General features: G+C 47.3%; 14 protein-coding genes. 10 read left to right on the top strand and 4 right to left on the bottom strand.

The window, feature by feature from the left end:
- Window positions 1-556: 556 nt before the first annotated feature.
- On the bottom strand, window positions 557-1,429 hold the full coding sequence (locus ACQ76X_RS07560) for a helix-turn-helix domain-containing protein (RefSeq protein ID WP_438492700.1): 873 nt from the start codon (window positions 1,427-1,429) through the stop codon (window positions 557-559).
- A 134-nt stretch (window positions 1,430-1,563) separates the two neighbouring features.
- Here ACQ76X_RS07560 and ACQ76X_RS07555 point away from each other — a divergent pair, with 134 nt between their 5' ends.
- From ACQ76X_RS07555 to ACQ76X_RS07535, 5 genes are all read left to right on the top strand, one after another.
- Entirely contained in the window at window positions 1,564-4,236 is a 2,673-nt protein-coding gene (locus ACQ76X_RS07555; protein ID WP_438492698.1) for a family 78 glycoside hydrolase catalytic domain, read from the top strand.
- Window positions 4,237-4,514: 278 nt separating this feature from the next.
- Complete coding sequence (locus ACQ76X_RS07550) at window positions 4,515-5,192, top strand: DUF6273 domain-containing protein (protein ID WP_438492697.1); 678 nt, start codon at window positions 4,515-4,517, stop codon at window positions 5,190-5,192.
- A gap of 165 nt (window positions 5,193-5,357) precedes the next feature.
- Window positions 5,358-8,810, top strand: coding sequence for a discoidin domain-containing protein (locus ACQ76X_RS07545; protein ID WP_438492695.1), 3,453 nt, complete (start codon window positions 5,358-5,360; stop codon window positions 8,808-8,810).
- A 185-nt stretch (window positions 8,811-8,995) separates the two neighbouring features.
- Window positions 8,996-9,766, top strand: a complete 771-nt coding sequence (locus tag ACQ76X_RS07540; protein WP_438492693.1) for a flavodoxin family protein — start codon at window positions 8,996-8,998, stop codon at window positions 9,764-9,766.
- 43 nt (window positions 9,767-9,809) lie between these two features.
- Window positions 9,810-10,403, top strand: coding sequence for a TetR/AcrR family transcriptional regulator (locus tag ACQ76X_RS07535; protein ID WP_438492691.1), 594 nt, complete (start codon window positions 9,810-9,812; stop codon window positions 10,401-10,403).
- 57 nt (window positions 10,404-10,460) lie between these two features.
- On the opposite strand, the gene ACQ76X_RS07530 is transcribed toward ACQ76X_RS07535, so the two are convergent.
- Together ACQ76X_RS07530 and ACQ76X_RS07525 are read right to left on the bottom strand one after the other, a co-directional pair.
- Window positions 10,461-11,264: a polysaccharide deacetylase family protein gene (locus tag ACQ76X_RS07530; protein WP_438492689.1), complete on the bottom strand. Its 804-nt coding sequence runs from the start codon at window positions 11,262-11,264 to the stop codon at window positions 10,461-10,463.
- Window positions 11,265-11,460: 196 nt separating this feature from the next.
- The gene (locus tag ACQ76X_RS07525; RefSeq protein ID WP_438492687.1) at window positions 11,461-12,666 is read right to left on the bottom strand and encodes an MFS transporter; all 1,206 of its coding nucleotides are present in this window, start codon (window positions 12,664-12,666) and stop codon (window positions 11,461-11,463) included.
- A 206-nt stretch (window positions 12,667-12,872) separates the two neighbouring features.
- Between ACQ76X_RS07525 and ACQ76X_RS07520 the strand changes: the two genes are divergently transcribed.
- Entirely contained in the window at window positions 12,873-13,463 is a 591-nt protein-coding gene (locus ACQ76X_RS07520; RefSeq protein ID WP_438492685.1) for a TetR/AcrR family transcriptional regulator, read from the top strand.
- A gap of 49 nt (window positions 13,464-13,512) precedes the next feature.
- Here ACQ76X_RS07520 and ACQ76X_RS07515 read toward each other — a convergent pair whose 3' ends face one another.
- Complete coding sequence (locus ACQ76X_RS07515) at window positions 13,513-13,698, bottom strand: hypothetical protein (protein WP_076109391.1); 186 nt, start codon at window positions 13,696-13,698, stop codon at window positions 13,513-13,515.
- Window positions 13,699-13,921: 223 nt separating this feature from the next.
- On the opposite strand from ACQ76X_RS07515, the gene ACQ76X_RS07510 reads away from it, so the two are divergent.
- The 4 genes from ACQ76X_RS07510 (at window position 13,922) to ACQ76X_RS07495 (ending at window position 17,791) form a co-directional block, all read left to right on the top strand.
- Complete coding sequence (locus tag ACQ76X_RS07510) at window positions 13,922-14,431, top strand: sigma-70 family RNA polymerase sigma factor (protein WP_256718035.1); 510 nt, start codon at window positions 13,922-13,924, stop codon at window positions 14,429-14,431.
- A gap of 21 nt (window positions 14,432-14,452) precedes the next feature.
- Window positions 14,453-15,895 carry a hypothetical protein gene (locus ACQ76X_RS07505; protein ID WP_438492683.1) on the top strand — a complete coding sequence of 481 codons (1,443 nt, stop codon included), beginning with the start codon at window positions 14,453-14,455 and terminating at the stop codon, window positions 15,893-15,895.
- A 151-nt stretch (window positions 15,896-16,046) separates the two neighbouring features.
- A complete protein-coding gene (locus ACQ76X_RS07500; RefSeq protein WP_438492681.1) occupies window positions 16,047-17,039 on the top strand; it encodes an alpha/beta fold hydrolase in 993 nt (330 codons plus the stop codon).
- A 179-nt stretch (window positions 17,040-17,218) separates the two neighbouring features.
- The gene (locus ACQ76X_RS07495; protein ID WP_438492680.1) at window positions 17,219-17,791 is read left to right on the top strand and encodes a 5' nucleotidase, NT5C type; all 573 of its coding nucleotides are present in this window, start codon (window positions 17,219-17,221) and stop codon (window positions 17,789-17,791) included.
- Window positions 17,792-17,799 lie beyond the last annotated feature (8 nt).

Here is a 17,799-nt window from a genome sequence, read left to right as displayed (position 1 = left end):
CCCCAAATAAGTGCAACTCGGTCTGTTCGTGCTCAGATCCAGGAATATACTTTCCGGACGCACACACGCCTTCGGAAAAAGAGCGAAGTCTTTGAAACCCCGAGATGTAAGCCTCCACCGAAAAAACTACCTATATAGATTGAACTTAAAAACTTGAGATAAGGAAAGGAGCAACGGAGGGGGATTTTGGAACTGGAGGAGCGGTAGTGTCCGCCTTTGTCTTCAGATTTCTACCGCTAAATGTCGGTTAAAATCAAGAAATCTGAAGACAACAGCGGCCGGAAGTCCAAATATTCACCGTAGTTGCGACTAATCCTGTACTCTAAAACCACAAGTTCAATCTATATAGTGGCGAAACGCCTTTCTCCGCGTGTGATCAGAAATTGGTACTGTACCCATGATTCCTTAGGGCCTACAGCAGCAGGTTTTGGCGGGGAAGCGGTTTGAAGACACGCCTTAGAACAAAAGAATGTTGCAGCCGCCCTTTGGGCGGTTTTTTTAAAACATAATTTATATGAGGACGGCGAAGCCATTTCCACTTGTGACAGAGGAAAGGTTACGTTCGATTTCGCTCTCGGTACGCCATTGGCGGCTCACCGACAATTTTCTTGAATACGGAGTTAAAAGTGTCAATATCCCGGTATCCTACCGACTCGGCAATCATACTGATCTTGAGATCAGAGGTGCGCAGCCGTTCGCAGCTTTTTTGAATCCGCAGATGCTGCAGATAGGAGCCAAAGGACTGGCCGGTATGTTTGAGAAACATGCGTTGGAGATGCCGGCTGCTCCAGCGGGACATCTGTGCCAGATAGGCAAGAGTGATTCCCTCGGAAAGCTTCTGCTCCATAAATAGAATGACCTGGGCGAAATCGGAAGCCTCGATTGTGGACCTGTCTTGATCCGCATATAGTTGTCTGTATACGGTGACTATCAGCTGGCTCAGCAGTGTTTGCAGCATAGTTACGGAGCCGATGCCAGGCACAGACATTTCGCGGTGTAGATTCAGCATTAGTTTCTCTATTGAGCCGTCCCAATCCGAGACGGAAAAATAAGCTGAGCCGCTGCTGCCGAGTGACTGCAGATGTTCTATAATTGGTGATTCTTCTTGCAGCAGGACGGACAAACGGTCCACCATATGATCATCAAAAAGACAGTTGTAGACTATCAAACGGTCCTGTTCTGGATGAGATGTGGCCGGCCGGAACACGTGGGACACGCCCACTGGAATCACGAACAGCATGCCTTTGCGGACCGGAATAACAGCTTGATCAATGTGATGAACCCCCCGCCCTTCAGCGACATAGCAATATTCAATAAAGTCATGGGAGTGATAAGGAGCGAAGAAGTTTTCCGCGTAGCGGTTGACCAGCAAGTGCAGATTGCTCTGCAACAAACTCTCGCTTTTGTACAATTGTGCGGATCGTTGCATGTAATCTCCTCCCATCAAAAATGGCATGATTTCAGGGATATATTGACCTTATTAACGGGTAATGAAAGCGGTGCCGAAGCTATAATTATAGAGCAATGATTAAATTATAGCTATAGAGGGAGGATCACACCGATATGTTCGCAATAGTAAAACTTCGCTGTGAGTACAAACAAAACCCGCTCGGCATCGATCTCGCTGCACCGCGAATCAGCTGGCAGCTGGTAACGGATCGCAGAGATTGCAAACAGGCTGCTTACCAAATTCAGGTTGCGGTGGATAGCGGCTACCGTGAAATGAGCTGGGATTCCGGCAGAGTGAAGTCATCGCAGTCCATTCATGTCGAGCTGGATCAGGTGAAGCCGGACGCGCGCACACGTTACTATTACCAAGTTAGGGCATGGGATCAAAGCGGAGTGTGCTCCGGCTGGTCGGAGACTGCATTTTTTGAAACCGGGCTAATGGGTGAGCCATGGGAGGGAGAGTGGATCAGTGCTCCAACCGAGTATTTCACTGAAGATTCCGAGGTTTGCCCGCAGCTTCGTACATTCGTTGAGCTTAAAGGGACGGTTGCAAGTGCAAGAATTTATGTTACCGCATTGGGTCTGTACGAGCTGCAGTTGAACGGCCGGCGTGTCGGAAATCACTATTTCACTCCTGGTTGGACGAGTTACGGCAAACGCTTACAGTATCAAACGTATGACGTAACCAATCTCCTGTCCGGGGGGACAAATGTGCTAGGCGCACTGCTGGGGAATGGCTGGTACAAGGGATATCTGGGATGGAAAAAGGAGAAAAAAATCTATGGATCAACAACAGCGCTTTTACTGGAACTTCATATAAAATACACGGATGGCAGTACGCAGCGCATCCATACCGGGCAAGGCTGGGAGGCGGCAGAAAGCGCGATCCGCATGTCGGATATCTATATGGGTGAGACTTACGATGCACGGCTGGAGCGTAATCTTATGAGTACATCCGAAGCAGGATGGCATCCCGTTGCTGTCATCGGGCATTCCAAAGATATTATTGTGGCACAGGAAAATGTTCCTGTAACCCGGAATGAGAGTCTGCAGCCTATTGCACTGCTGACAACTCCCCAAGGCGATAAAGTTCTGGACATGGGGCAGAACATGGTCGGTTGGCTCAAATTTTCGGTACAGGGGAAGGCCGGGGAGACCGTTGAACTTCAGCATGCCGAAATATTGGACCGGGACGGCAATTTCTACCGGGAAAATATCCGTAGTGCGACGCAGCTCATCCGCTATGCGCTGAAGGGTGATGAAATAGAGAGCTATGAGCCTCATTTCACTTTCCAGGGGTTTCGTTATGTGAAGCTTACAGGCTTCCCGGAAACCGTTCAACTTGAGGATTTCACAGGTGTGGTGGTGCATTCAGATATGGAGCGTACCGGGGACTTCCAGTGTTCGGATCCATTGGTGAACCAGCTGCATCATAATATTCTCTGGGGGCAGAAGGGGAACTTTCTGGATGTGCCAACCGACTGCCCGCAGCGGGATGAACGGCTCGGCTGGACCGGTGATGCGCAGATGTTTGTCCGTACAGCTTCGTATCTGATGAACACTGCGCCGTTCTTCACCAAATGGCTGCGGGATTTGAAGGCGGATCAGACCCCTGAAGGAGGCATTCCGTTTTATGTTCCCAACCTGACGGATGCTTTCTCTGACGGCTGGGGAAAGACAAGCAACTCGTCGGCAGCTTGGGGTGATGCAGCTGCAGTCTGTCCGTGGACGATCTATGAAATGTACGGCGACAAGCGGCTTCTAGCAGAACAGTATGAGAGTATGAAAAGCTGGGTGGGATATATTCGCGCCCAGGGAGACAATCCTTATTTGTGGAATACCGGATTTCATTTCGGGGACTGGCTGGCGCTGGATTCAAAGCCGGACAGCTATGTTGGAGCCACAGATCCCAATTACGTAGCTACCGCATTTTATGCCTATTCGGTTTCACTGACAATTAAAGCTGCTACCGCGCTGGGAAATACAAAGGATGCCGATGATTACCGCGAATTACATCGTAGAATCCTTGAAGCCTTCCACGGAGAATATGTGAATCCAGACGGGCAGTTATCCGTCCCTACCCAAACGGCTCAGGTGTTGGCGCTGCACTTTGATCTTATAGACGGGGCAGCAAAGGAGCAGGCAATCCTGAAACTGGCAGAACTGCTCGACGAAGCTGGAGATCATCTGACGACAGGTTTTGTCGGCACACCTTATCTGAATCCTGTGCTTAGTGATAGCGGGCTCAACGATCTTGCCTACAAACTGCTCTTTCAGAAGGATTATCCATCCTGGCTCTATCAAGTGACTAAAGGGGCAACTACGATCTGGGAGCATTGGGACGGGATCAAGGAGGACGGCAGCTTCTGGAGTGCAGACATGAACTCCTTTAATCACTACGCATACGGAGCAATCGGAGAATGGCTGTACCGTTATGTTGCCGGAATGGGGCCGGACGAAGTTGAGCCGGGATTTAAGAAGGTTCATATCCGTCCGAGACCGGGCCAAGGCATGGATTTCGCTAAAGCCAGTCTAGAAACCATGTATGGCACAGTGGCTTCGTCATGGCGGCGGCTGGAGGATGGCGGTATGGAAGTTCAGTTTACGGTCCCCGCAAATACAAGTGCGGTAGTTATACTTCCGGGAGCAGCGCTGCAGGGATTGCTTGAGAGCCGCGTTCCGGTGGAGCAGGCTGAAGGCATCTACAGCACATTGCCTGCAGAAACTGGTGTGCAAATAGAAATGGGATCGGGCAGCTACCAATTTACTTATGGTTATCCTTCGTAAATGCCGTAATTGCTGCTGTTCAGACTCGGCAGCGTCAGGTTCTTACTCCACAGTGAGAGCCTGCCGCTGTTTTTTTTCGCTTAATTATTCTTTATGATCTTTGCACTTACGCTCTGGCAAACGTCTTAACTGCAGACAAAACTTAGAGGAAAACATTAAAGTACGACGCTAAACTTTTTTAAATTGATATTGCGGCTAATCAAGAGTATGCCGGATTTAGCTTAGCACTTGCATAAATGTTGTACGATTAAATTAGAAATGTAAGGAGGAGATCTTACTTGGAAAAAGATGATTTTGCTTTCACGCTGCACTTGAGCGCAAAGCCCGGCGAAATCTTTACTTTCGGCACTTATCCGCAGACGGTTGGCGGCGAGGACAGAACACCGATTAAGTGGCGGGTGCTGCAAAATTCGGGTAGTGAGCTATTCATTTTGAGCGAGTACATTTTGGATTGCAGGCGATATCATGGGGAGTATGCTGATATTACATGGCGTGACTCTGATTTGCGAAGGTGGCTGAACGATGAGTTTTATAATGCCGCGTTCAATGACTCCGAGAAGAGGTTCATCAAGACTACACATTGCGCTGACAATGGAGAGGGTAGTGCAGACACGGAGGACAAGGTTTTTTTGCCCAGTGTTTCGGAGGTGAAAGAATTGACCTATAAACTTGATGAAGTCTCTTTAAGTGCGAAACGTCGGGCAATAGCAACAGAATTTGCCAGAATAAAAAAGAACGATGGATGCCACTTGTACGTGTATAATAAAAAAGTAAAAAATGACTATATCACCGAGGAGGGTGAAGAATTGGGCTGCTCCTGGTGGTGGCTGAGAACTCAGCATGGCAGTTCTTCACGCGCGTTTTTTATTGGCCCTCGCAGCAGTATTCGCAGTTATGGACGTGTCAACTTAGCTTGTTACGGTGTGCGTCCCGCTTTAGTAATACATTTTCAATGATAACGATCGGCGCTGGATTATTCATGGAATCGGCCATCTTTTCCGTAGAAGTACCTCTCATAGGTTATGCTGCGTAATCTCTATAATGAAGGTGTATTGCATAGAAAGGAGGAGCATCGGCTACAGCTACGATCAAGCACCTACACATTTTGGAGGAGGAGTATAATGCGCAGCAAGTATCTTGCAGGCTCACTTGTAGTCATTCTGCTGATCTCAAGCTGGTTCCTGGCCGTTGGGCCTTTCGCACCCGTATCTGCGGCTGGCGGAACGAACCTGACGCTGGGAAAGAACGTAACTTCGAGTGGACAATCTCAAACGTACAGCCCGGACTACATCAAAGACAGCAATCAGGAAACCTACTGGGAAAGCACAAACAGTGCATTCCCCCAATGGATTAGTGTCGATCTTGGAGCAAGTACGAGCATGGATCAAATTGTGCTCAAAGTTCCTGCAGGCTGGGAAACCCGTACGCAAACGCTGGCCATCCAAGGCAGTACGAACGGCACAACGTTTACAGATATTGTCGGTTCCAAGGAGTACGTATTTAATCCGGCGGTGGCTGGCAATTCAGTTACCATTCATTTCACCGCTGTCAGTACACGTTACGTCCGTCTGAACGTAACAGCCAATACCGGCTGGCCAGCCGCACAGCTCTCTGAATTCGAAATTTATGGTACCGGCAGTATTACGCCAACACCAACACCAACAGCGGCTCCTACTCCTACAGCAACAATTACACCAACAGCTTCACCAACGGTTACACCGACACCAACAGTCAACCCGACAGCAACTCCAACGACTTCTCCGGGCAGCAACATTGCCACCGGCAAACCAATCAACGCATCCTCAAGTACTCAATCGTTCGTGGCTGCTAATGCAAACGATAATAATACGAGCACATACTGGGAAGGCAGCGGCAATCCAAGTACATTAACGCTTGATCTCGGCGCAAATTACAACGTTACATCGGTCGTGCTCAAGCTTAATCCGTCCACTGAATGGAGTACGCGCACACAAACCATTCAAGTCCTCGGCCATAACCAGGACACGACGACTTTCGGCAGTCTGGTATCCGCACAATCGTATACGTTTAATCCGGCCACCGGCAATACGGTCACTATTCCTGTTACCGCAACGGTCAAACGTATACAGCTTAACATCACAGCAAATTCCGGTGCACCCGCCGGACAAATTGCTGAATTTCAAGTATTCGGCACACCTGCACCGAACCCGGATCTCCTGATTAGCGGCATATCTTGGACACCTGCCGCTCCTGTTGAGAGCAGTGTGATCACGTTGAATGCAACTGTTAAGAACAACGGCAATGCAAGTTCCGCAGCCTCTACGGTGAATTTTTACCTGAACAGTGAACTTGCCGGAACATCCCCGGTAGGTGCATTAGCGGCAGGTGGGTCGGCGAGCGTTTCGCTGAATATCGGAACAAAAGCCGCTGCATCCTACGCCTTAACCGCCAAAGTTGATGAGAGCAACCTTATTATCGAGCAGAACGATACCAACAACAGCTATACGAACGCAGCATCGCTCGTTGTCGCTCCTGTGACTAGCTCAGATCTGGTGGGTACAGTAACGTGGACACCAAGCAACCCGGTTGCCAATAACGCTGTCAACTTTACTGTGAATCTTAAAAATCAGGGAACCATGGATTCAGCAAATGGTGCTCATGGAGTCACTGTAGTTCTTAAGAATTCTGCCGGTTCAACCATTCAAACCTTTAACGGCTCCTACAGTGGTACCCTCGCTGCCGGAGCATCTGTTCATGTTGCTATTCCGGGGACTTGGGCAGCGCTTAATGGCAACTATACCGTAACTACTACCGTTGCCGCAGACGCCAACGAAGTGACGGCAAAGCAGGCTAACAATGTAAATACAACAAATCTGGTTGTATATTCTCTTCGTGGGGCAAGTGTACCCTACACACGGTACGACACCGATGACGCTGCCCGAGGTGGAGCTGCAGCCCTGAAGAGTGCACCAACGTTCAATCAGGCATTGATTGCTTCGGAAGCTTCCGGCCAGAGTTATGTGGCACTGCCCTCGAATGGTTCTTATGCGCAGTGGACAGTAAGACCGGGTGAGGGCGGTGCGGGTGTAACCATGAGATTCACTATGCCAGATTCGGCAGACGGTATGGGACTTAACGGTTCGCTGGATGTATATGTAAATGGAGTCAAGGCCAAGACTATTCCGCTGACCTCCTATTACAGCTGGCAGTATTTCTCTGGCGATATGCCGGGAGATGCACCTAGTGCAGGACGCCCGCTGTTCCGTTTTGATGAAGTGCATTGGAAAATGGATACAGCGCTGCAACCGGGAGATACGATACGCATTCAGAAGAATAACGGGGACAGCCTGGAATATGGTGTGGATTTCATAGAAATTGAGCCCGTTCCGGTGGCTGTCTCACGTCCGGCAGGTGCAGTCTCTGTAACGGATTACGGCGCAGTGGCGAATGACAATAAGGATGATCTTGCTGCTTTCAATTCTGCCGTTACTGCAGCAGTCGCAGGCGGGAAAACACTTTACATTCCGGCAGGAACCTTCAACCTCAGCAGCATGTGGCAGATTGGTTCGATCAGTAATATGATCAGCAACATAACAATTACTGGAGCGGGTTACTGGCATACAAATCTCCAGTTCACCAATCCAAATGCGGCGAGTGGAGGCATTTCGCTCCGAATAACAGGCAAGCTTGATTTTAGCAATGTGTATCTTAATTCGAATCTGCGTTCTAGATATGGGCAAAATGCGATTTACAAGGGTTTCATGGACAATTACGGAACCAATTCCATCATCCATGACGTCTGGGTAGAGCATTTTGAATGCGGCATGTGGGTAGGGGACTATGGGCATACGCCGGCAATCTATGCCAGCGGGTTGGTGGTCGAGAACAGCCGCATCCGCAACAACCTTGCCGACGGAATCAACTTCGCCCAAGGAACAAGCAACTCCACCGTACGTAACAGCAGCGTGCGGAATAACGGAGATGACGGTCTTGCGGTGTGGACCAGCAATACCAATGGTGCACCTGCGGGTGTAAATAATAGCTTCTCCTATAATACGATCGAGAATAACTGGCGTGCAGCGGCTATTGCCTTCTTTGGCGGAAGCGGGCATAAAGCTGACCACAACTACATCGTTGACACGGTTGGAGGTTCCGGAATCCGAATGAACACGGTGTTCCCGGGATATCATTTCCAGAACAACACCGGCATTGTATTCTCGGATACAACCATAATCAACAGCGGAACCAGTAAAGACTTGTACGATGGGGAACGCGGAGCGATAGATCTGGAGGCTTCCAATGATCCGATTAAGAACGTAACATTCACCAATATTGATATCATCAACACTCAGCGGGATGCAGTTCAGTTCGGCTACGGAAGCGGATTCGAGAATATTGTGTTTAACAACATCAATATTAACGGTACTGGACTTGACGGGATTACCACCTCACGGTTCGCGGGGCCTCATCTGGGTACGGCGATCTACACTTATACCGGCAATGGTTCCGCAACGTTCAAGAACCTGACGACAAGTAATATCGCTTATCCAGCGTTATACTTCATCCAAAATGGGTTTAAGTTGACCATTCAATAAGATTAACTAAAGGCTCCTGCCTGAGAAGGATTCCATTAAGGGATATCTCGGGCAGGGCCTTTTTGTATAAACCTGGATATCAATCCTGACAGAGCCGAATATCCATGTTATGATATGAATGAATAATAAATAATTCATTCATCACTAAACTTGACTTAAACACAGAAGATACTGGAGGGGCTTCAATGAAAAAAGTGACTGCATTTATCGGGAATCATCAGAAGCATTCGACTTACAAGGCAGTATGTGAATTTGAGCGTAATCTCGAAGCTTATGGTAATATTGAGTTCGAAATCGTATTTCTGAAAGATTATCAGCTTGAATATTGCCGGGGTTGTAAGGTATGTTTTGATAAAGGGGAGGAATATTGCCCTTTGCATGATGATCGTGACATTCTGATGGAAAAGATGATCCAATCAGACGGAGTTATTTTTGCCACTCCCAATTACGCATTTCATGTATCCGCACCAATGAAGAACCTGCTGGACCGGCTTGCTTTTACATTCCATAGACCGCGTTTTTTCGGGAAGACCTTTACGGCTATTGTTAATCAGGGAATCTTTGGAGGCAACGCTATCGTCAAGTATCTTAGCAGTATGGGGGGGAACTTCGGATTTCGGGTCTCCAAAGGCTGTGTCCTGACGACGCTTGAGCCCCGAAGTGAAGCTGCGCAGAATAAAATAACCCGGGAAATCAAAAAAGCCTCTGCGAGATTTTACAAGGACCTTATGCGTCCAGCACCACCAGTTCCTTCTTTTTTTAGGCTGATGACGTTCCGTATGTCCCGTACCAGCATTCAGCTAATGCTCGACGATAAGTCTAAGGATTACCGGTATTACAAGGAAAACGGCTGGTTTGAATCGGGGTACTATTACCCGGTTTCCTTAGGGCTTGTCAAAAAAATGGCTGGTCGCATTTTCGATGGAATGGGAAAAAGAATGGCTAAACGCTCATAGCAAATTACAGTAACTATATATCTATCTATCGGAGGGCAATAGAGTGGAGGATAAGAAAACAGAGATTTTTAACAATGGTAAAGCAATCTTCAGTACGAAAGGTTTTAAACAAACCAATGTCTCCGACATTACAAAAGCGGCAGGGATTGCAGTAGGCACATTTTATAATTACTTCTCTTCTAAGGAGAAGCTATTTCTGGAGATCTTCCTGGAAGAAAATGTGAAGCTGAAAAAGAGCATTATGAAATCCATCGACTTAAAGGAGGAACCTCTGCCGCTGATCAAAAAATTAATAGCATTAAACATTAATGGAATGAATTCAAACCCGATCCTTAAAGAATGGTTTAACAAAGATGTTTTCGTCAAGATTGAGCAACAATACCGTGAAGAGAACGGCGTCGAACAGGTTGATTTCTTATATGACAGTTTTGCAGAACTGTTTAGACGCTGGCAAGCTGAAGGTAAGATAAGAAATGACTTGGATGTTGAGCTGATCATGGCTTTTTTCACAGGAATTATTATTATAGACACCCATAAAGATGAAATCGGGATTCACCATTTTCCGCAGATTATGGATTACATGGCGGAGTTTGTAATGAAGGGGCTGACTGATCATCCGCAGGCAAAACCTATGTAGATTGAAGTTAAGCAGCCGCAACAAGCTGCTGGGAGAACCGGCAGCTTGTTCACTGGATTACTTTGAGATATAGGCACCGCCGCCTTTAATGCAAACGGGCTCGTCATTAATGGATAGCCAAATGTCCACGGAGGAAAGATTGCGGATGATCTTGCGGTCGACACTAAACTTCAAGGAACGGACAGCTTGAATATAATCCATGATTTCGACATTTGTTGCATACCATACATCGGAGTGACCGCCGGCTTTCCGGCAAAAGGCTTCGATCAGTTCCCAGTTGTTCTGGCGCTCGAACTCAAAGCTGTGCCCCCAAACATAGCAGAGCCTGAACTTCTGCGAAGGTCCTTCGGTAGTAAAGCGCTCCCAAATCCCCTCAAGCTCATCCTTGTGATGACAAGTAGGGTGCCATTCCATAAAATCAAGAGGGACATCAAACTGCCTGGTGGAAACAACAGTACGGCTGTATTCAATACCTGCTGCTTGAAGCGGAGGGATGATAGCTGCCGAATACGAACCATAGGGATAAGACATTCCCCGAATCGGATAGTCTACTAGCTGCTCCAGCCGTCTGCGGTCTTCCAATAGCTCCTCCACTACCATGGGTAATGGCAGTCGGTCCAAATGCGGGTGTGTTACAGAATGCGCCGATATTTCATGATTGCGGGCTATGGCCCGTACATCATCAGTCGTAAGAAATCCGGGAGCGTTCAGCATTGCGCTGTTGAGATGAAAGGTTCCTCTGATCCCGTATTGATCAAATATTCCGGCCAGACGAATATCGTGTTTTTGCCCGTCATCATAGCTCATGGTGAGTGCTTTGGACATCCCGCCAGGAAATAAATTAAATTTCAGCTTCATCATTACCACACTCCATTAATGTTCATTTATGTAAACAAGCCTGTTAAGCTTTATTATAGTGTAACTCCCCGAAAAATTGGGAGGTTTTTTACACCTAAGGCGCCCCTTCAGCTGAGTTTCTGCAGATGGGACGCCTTTTTTTACCTATATGGACCGTTTCAGAAAAATCACTAAATATCCTCCGCGTCTCACCAAAAGGTTAAACGTTGTTCACTCCGCTTTTTTTCTCCGAAAAAAAGTAAAGCAACGCGAGCAGCGGTAAGACCGTTCCGATCAGTGAGGTGAAGCTCCAGCCGCCATGAGCATAGGACCAGCCCCCCAAGGAGGATCCAATAGCCCCGCCCATAAAGAATATGGACATGAACAGACCATTCAGCCGGCCTCTGGCCTCATTCCCGAGTGAATAAATTGCACGCTGTCCAAGCACGAGATTTCCCGACACAGCCATATCCAGGGTAATAGCGGCGAGTACAAGCAGGAGAAGAACTGCTCTGGAATGGCCTTGAAGCAGGAAAGCCAAGAGAAAGGAGAGTGTAGCCAAAACCATCGCCAGTCCGGTTAAACGGCGGGTCCAGCCTTTGTCCGCCAGACGTCCGGCGATTGGAGCCGCTACGGCTCCTCCCACACCGGCTAAAGCAAACCATGCAATCCCTTGCTGGGACAATCCGAACTCATCTGCCAGGTGTAAAGGGACTGCAGTCCAGAAAAGGCTGAAGGCTCCAAAAAGAGAAGCTTGATAAAAGGCGCGGCGCCGCAATACCGGCGTTTGCTTGAATAAAGTAACCAGCGACAGGGTTAACTCTCCATAGTTCATTGCCCGCGAGGGCATACGTTTCGGAAGAATCCGTGACAGCAAGATCGACAGTACAGCAATCAGAACCGCGGAGATTGCAAATACAGACCGCCATCCCCAGAAGCTTGCAGTAAAGCTGGCTAATGGACGGGAGAACATAATGCCGAGCAGAAGTCCGCTCATCACATTTCCCACCACACGTCCGCGTTGTTCTTCAGAAGCCAGATAAGTAGCATAAGGGACCAGAATTTGAGCGACTACGGAACCTAATCCAATAAAAAAGGAAGCCGTCAGGAACAGTGCAGCGTGATGGACGAAAGTTGCGGCCACCAGAGCAATTACAACGACGATCAGCGAGACTACAGCAAGACGCCGGTTTTCGATAATATCACTAAGCGGTACAATGAACAGCAGACCCAGAACATAACCGATTTGAGTAATAGTAACTATTAATCCTGCTGCTGCTGAGGACAGCCCTGTTGCAGCACTGATCGGACCCACTAACGTTTGTGCGTAATAAAGATTGGCAACGATGATACCGCAAGAGGCCGCGAGTAGAAAGGTAATCCATCCCGGAATAGGCTGGCCCTTCACTTCTTGTTCATTTTGCATTGTAATCCTCCTCATTTCATTAAAAGTATGGTTTAAATAATATACTGAACGTTCAGTTCACTAATTCATAATCAAATAATATACTGAACGTATCGTTTTGTAAATAGGCAATTTTGTTTTCTTTTTTGTGGGCAATTAAGTATAATGAACGTATAGTATTTATAAATGTGGGATTGTGAAGTTATTTTGCGAAGGGGACTGATAGTGTGAATACCAAACGAGGGCGTCCACGCAACATGGAGACTCAGAGTTCGATTTTGAACTCGTCCTATGAACTGCTTCTTGAGCATGGTTTTGCGGCAGTAACCGTAGAGAAAATTGCAGAGCGTGCCGGGGTTAGCAAAGCTACGATCTATAAGTGGTGGCCCAATAAAGCGGCAGTTGTAATGGACGGCTTCCTTTCAGCGACTACAGAAAGGCTGCCGTTGCCGGATACAGGTTCGGTGTACGAGGACATCCTTATCCACGCCACGAATCTGGCCCGTTTCCTGATCAGCCGGGAAGGGAAAATGATTACCGAGATTATCGGTGAAGGACAACTCGATGAGGGTCTGGCAGAGGCGTACCGGACACGGTATTTTCAGCCGCGCAGGCTGGAGGCCAGACAACTATTGGAGCAAGGCGTCAAGCGGGGGGAGCTAAATGCAGAACTCGATATCGGGATATGTACGGATCTCATTTACGGACCTATTTTCTACAGATTATTATTGACCGGTGAAACACTTGACGATGCCTATATTGAGAAACTGGTAAAGCTTGGTTTTCAGGGAGTTGCTCCCATTGCAACGCATAAATGAAAAATGGCCGTGTCCAGGTGATTTGCCAGGATACGGTCATTTTATTGATCTAAAATATTTTGAAAAGCAGATATATTACAGCAATGATTCCGGCGATGATCAGCCAGCTGGATATTTCATCCCACAGACTGGGAACGCCCCGGGAGTGAAGCTTCTGCTCGTTTACATCAAAGTTGGCTTTATGGCCTACATGGTCCGTTGTACGGGGCGGAGGAGAGTTATTGCCATCAAACATATAAATCAGCTCCTTGCTTCATTATTAGTTAATTATAACCTTTTGAGAACATTAAAGGAAGGTTGATCTGCGGTATAACATGTGAGCGCGGTTTGTTGTGTGTATGCTGCATCTTATAAAAATAAATCAATCGTTTTCCCGTTGAAAGGCGTCTTACTTACATGAACTCTTTCAGAGGGCCTCTTCTACATGCCAACACTAAAGAAAGAGAGGGGGAGTGGCGATGGTAGAAAATACGATGAATGAGGTCAGAATGGTGGATGTTGCCGAGATGGATGAAGAAGCTTTTTTTCAGCGGCTGTATGTGGAGCACCGCAAGTTGTACTCGATTGCATTCAGCTACCTGAGAAGCGAAGCTGACGCGCTGGAAGTGGTGCAGGAAGCGTCTTGCCGGGCATGGATCAAGCGCAAGAAGCTCAAAGATGAGCAAGCCTTTACACCCTGGGTGATACGAATTACCATCAACTGCTGCATGGATGAACTCCGGCGCAAAAAACGTGTGTTTCCGGCGGAGACGCTGATAGAAGAAGCGGCGCAGGAAATGAAAAGCAATGAACGGATTGACCTGGAACGGGCGATGGACCGGTTGAAGCCGAAATACCGGCATGCGGTGATTCTAAAATACTACCAGGACATGACAACTGCCCAAATTGCCAATGTGCTGCAGAAACCGGAGGGTACGGTTAAAACCTGGCTTCGCGAGGGACTTAAGCAGCTGCGGGATTATCTGTAGAGATACGGGAGGTGAAAGAACATGATTGACAAAGAAGAACGCGTTCTACGCCAGAATGTGGATGAAGTAAAGCATAATGCTGAATCCCTTGAGGAAATGAAACTCTATAATGCAATGCGAGGTGGAATCATGCAGGGAAAAAAACGCGAAAAGCGGCGCAGCTATTTCTACGGAATGGGTGTAGTAATCGCAGCCGCTGCAGCGGCACTGTTTCTTTTTAATATCAATGATGCTCCAGGAACGGAAGTTGCTGAACAATCTCCGGCGAGCTACACGGCTACCACTAAATCATGGACCGATTCCGCAAAGTTTAGCGGAGCCTCCATGAAAGATAGGTCTTTTCAAAGCATACTAGACCGGAATCTTATAAAGCCTGTCTACCAGAGCGTGGAGAAAAACGGCCTGCGGGTCGAAGTGATGGGCGCCGTTGCGGACACACGGAAGTTGTTTATTCTGTACAGTGTACACAACAATACGGACCAAACGGTATCTCATGCTGATTTCTCATTGGATTTCGGAGCTTTTGAGGCAGCGTCTATCGGGGCGAGTTTAGAGATGACCGCTACTAGTAGTGAAATCAACGCAGGCCAAACCTCCTATTTCATCTATACGAATAACCTGTCACCCACGGTTGACTATCCCAAAGAAGTGACATGGAATGTGATGCTGTACCAAACTTCAGGCAAGCAACTCCAGACTAACCTGTCAATTCCTTTCGAGCTTGATCCGGATATGTTCAAGGAACAGACGCGAACGCTACATCCCGAAAGCAATCTGATCGTTGACGGTCAGACCATTAAAGTGAACCAGGTGCTCTATACTCCGCTGAACACCTATGTGGATTTGGAATTTGATAAGAATAATGATAAACAAGTCTTCAGCCTGATTGAGCCTGTGCTGATTGTTAAAAGTGGAGAAAAGACGGTGAAATCGTACTACCCCGGCATCATCACAGCCGATAATTCCGAGGTCTATTCGGACCGCTCCAAGTCCACGCTTTACTTCAAGAACACCCAGGATGGCCAGCCGGACGCTGCCACATTGAAGACCTTCGGAATTGCCGCTCTTGATAAAGATCAAATGAAAATTAAAGTCGATCTAAGCAAAAAGCAGATGATTGAAGCTCCGGGCACAGACCTTTCTATTATTAAGTCTGAAGAGGGAGCGGAAGCTGGAAAGATCCTGTTCTGGCAAACGTTTAAGAAAGTCCCTTTGAATAGTATCATTAGTATGCGGCTGTCCGATACCTTTACCGATGCCAATGGTCAATCCCACAAAACGGCGGGCGAGAACATCCACTTCGGTAGAACTACTTCGAACAAGGAGAGTACGGCCGTAGATCAATACCTCTACAATTTTGGAGAGGAAGCCGCTGAATACCCGCAACCGCTAACCTTAACTATTGAGCGGTATTGGAATCCGATTATGGACACGCAAACTGTTGAGTTCTCATCGCAAAAATAGGTACTGTTTCCTGTAAATGGAGTTTTTATTTAAACGGAATTTAACCTTTCGCCAACCCTGCTTTTAAACTAAGTCTTTTACAATAGAAAAGTAGGGGAGCGACAGTTATCTGTTTACGTTCAAAGACTTGTTACAGGGAGCAGTGAAATCGATGGAAGAAAAAGAGAAAAAGAAAAAGAAGTTTAAATTTTGGAGAATTGCCAGAAGTATTGCATTGCTATTAATAGTAGTTTTGACTCTCGGCGTGGTGGGCAATATGTTGGTGACCAAATACGAACAAAAGAAATACCCTGCATGGGGCCAACTCGTGGAAGTCTCCGGCAAGAAAATGCATGTGTACACCAAAGGCGAGACGGGAAACACCATTGTTCTTTTAAGCGGGCTGGGGACAGCAGCGCCTGTCTTGGATTTCGAACCTTTGATGAATGAGTTGGCTCAAAACAACAAAGTGGTCGTCGTGGAGCCTTTCGGATCTGGCTGGAGTGAGCAGACCTCAAAACAACGAACGGTGGAAAACATCGTCGAGGAATGGCGGACCGCTTTGCAAAAGGCAAATGTAAAAGGCCCTTATATCCTAATGCCCCACTCTATATCCGGAATTTATAGCATGTATTATGCCAATAAATATCCGTCTGAGGTAAAAGCAGTAATAGGCATTGATCCAACCTTGCCGCAGGCGATGGAGTATTTCAAAGAGTCTGTGCCCGCGATGCCAAAATATTTGAGCATGGCGGCACCAACCGGACTTGCAAGATTGGCAACCTACGTCAGCCCTAAGAATGTTCTGCCGATATCTGCTGATGGAACTTATTCTGATGAGAATTTAAAGCTGACCAAGATCCTCACTGCATGGAATGCCTATAATAAGAATGTAGTAAATGAAGCGAGCGAAATTAACAACAATATCAAAAAAACAAAGAACCTGTCATTCCCTTCAAGCTTACCTGTAATGATTTTTACTACAAAACCGGACAAAGTGAATGAAGAAGGCAAATCCAACATTACCTTTTACGAAAACCAGCTGAAGAATGTAGCTTCTAACAAGCTCGTCGTATTGGAAGGGCATCATTATCTGCATTGGACCCATTCCAAGAAGATTTCAGAGGAAGTAAATGAATTCCTCGCTGCATATTCAGGGAACTAATAGTTTACAAATGAGCTGCTCCAAATAAGTCAAGCTCCTCTTACGAGAGGGGCTTGGCTTTTGCAATTCCTGTCTTGAATTTTTTCTTGTGATAAAGTTGCCCTCGACTAAAACGGCAATATAAGCGAATATAAATAAAGCAATACTAAATACTAGAAACAACCTATGGGGGTACATATATGAGAAAGCCAATTATTGCCGTAGATATGGATGATACGATCTGTCATCTGGTCAAGCGGGCGATTTACCATAACAACAATGATTTTCCTACGCATTTGCTGCGGTATGAAGATATGCTTGATTGGGATACCGATCATCTGCGTCATCCGGATTGCACTCAGGAAATTTTCTACGGGCGACCCGGGCTGTATGAGGAGCTGGAGCTGTTCGACGAACATGTCGTCGGGGAAATGGAGAAGCTGCATAACGTCTATGATGTAATTATCGTTACGGCTGCACAGCCGAAGACAGTCATCGAGAAGTGGAACTGGCTTCAGAAGCATATGCCCTTTATTCCAATCGAGAACTTCTTTCCTTGTAAGCGGAAGTCGCTGATTAACTACGATCTGCTCATTGATGACGGGGTACATAATTTGGTGCCAGCACTACAGGAGGGAAGGAAAGTACTCTGCATTCCACATCCTTGGAACCTGAAGGCCCGGGAGCAATATGCGTTTCCGCTGCTTACCACCTGGAAAGGTGCCAAAGAGCAGGTTGATCTAATCCTCGGGGGTCAGCCCATTTCATCTTAATACAATCT

The sequence above is a fragment of the Paenibacillus sp. IHBB 3054 genome (genome assembly GCF_051594305.1).
GTDB lineage: Bacteria > Bacillota > Bacilli > Paenibacillales > Paenibacillaceae > Paenibacillus_AQ.
The sequence above is the reverse complement of the archived record's forward strand: the minus strand, read 5'-3'. Positions and strand labels throughout refer to the sequence as shown.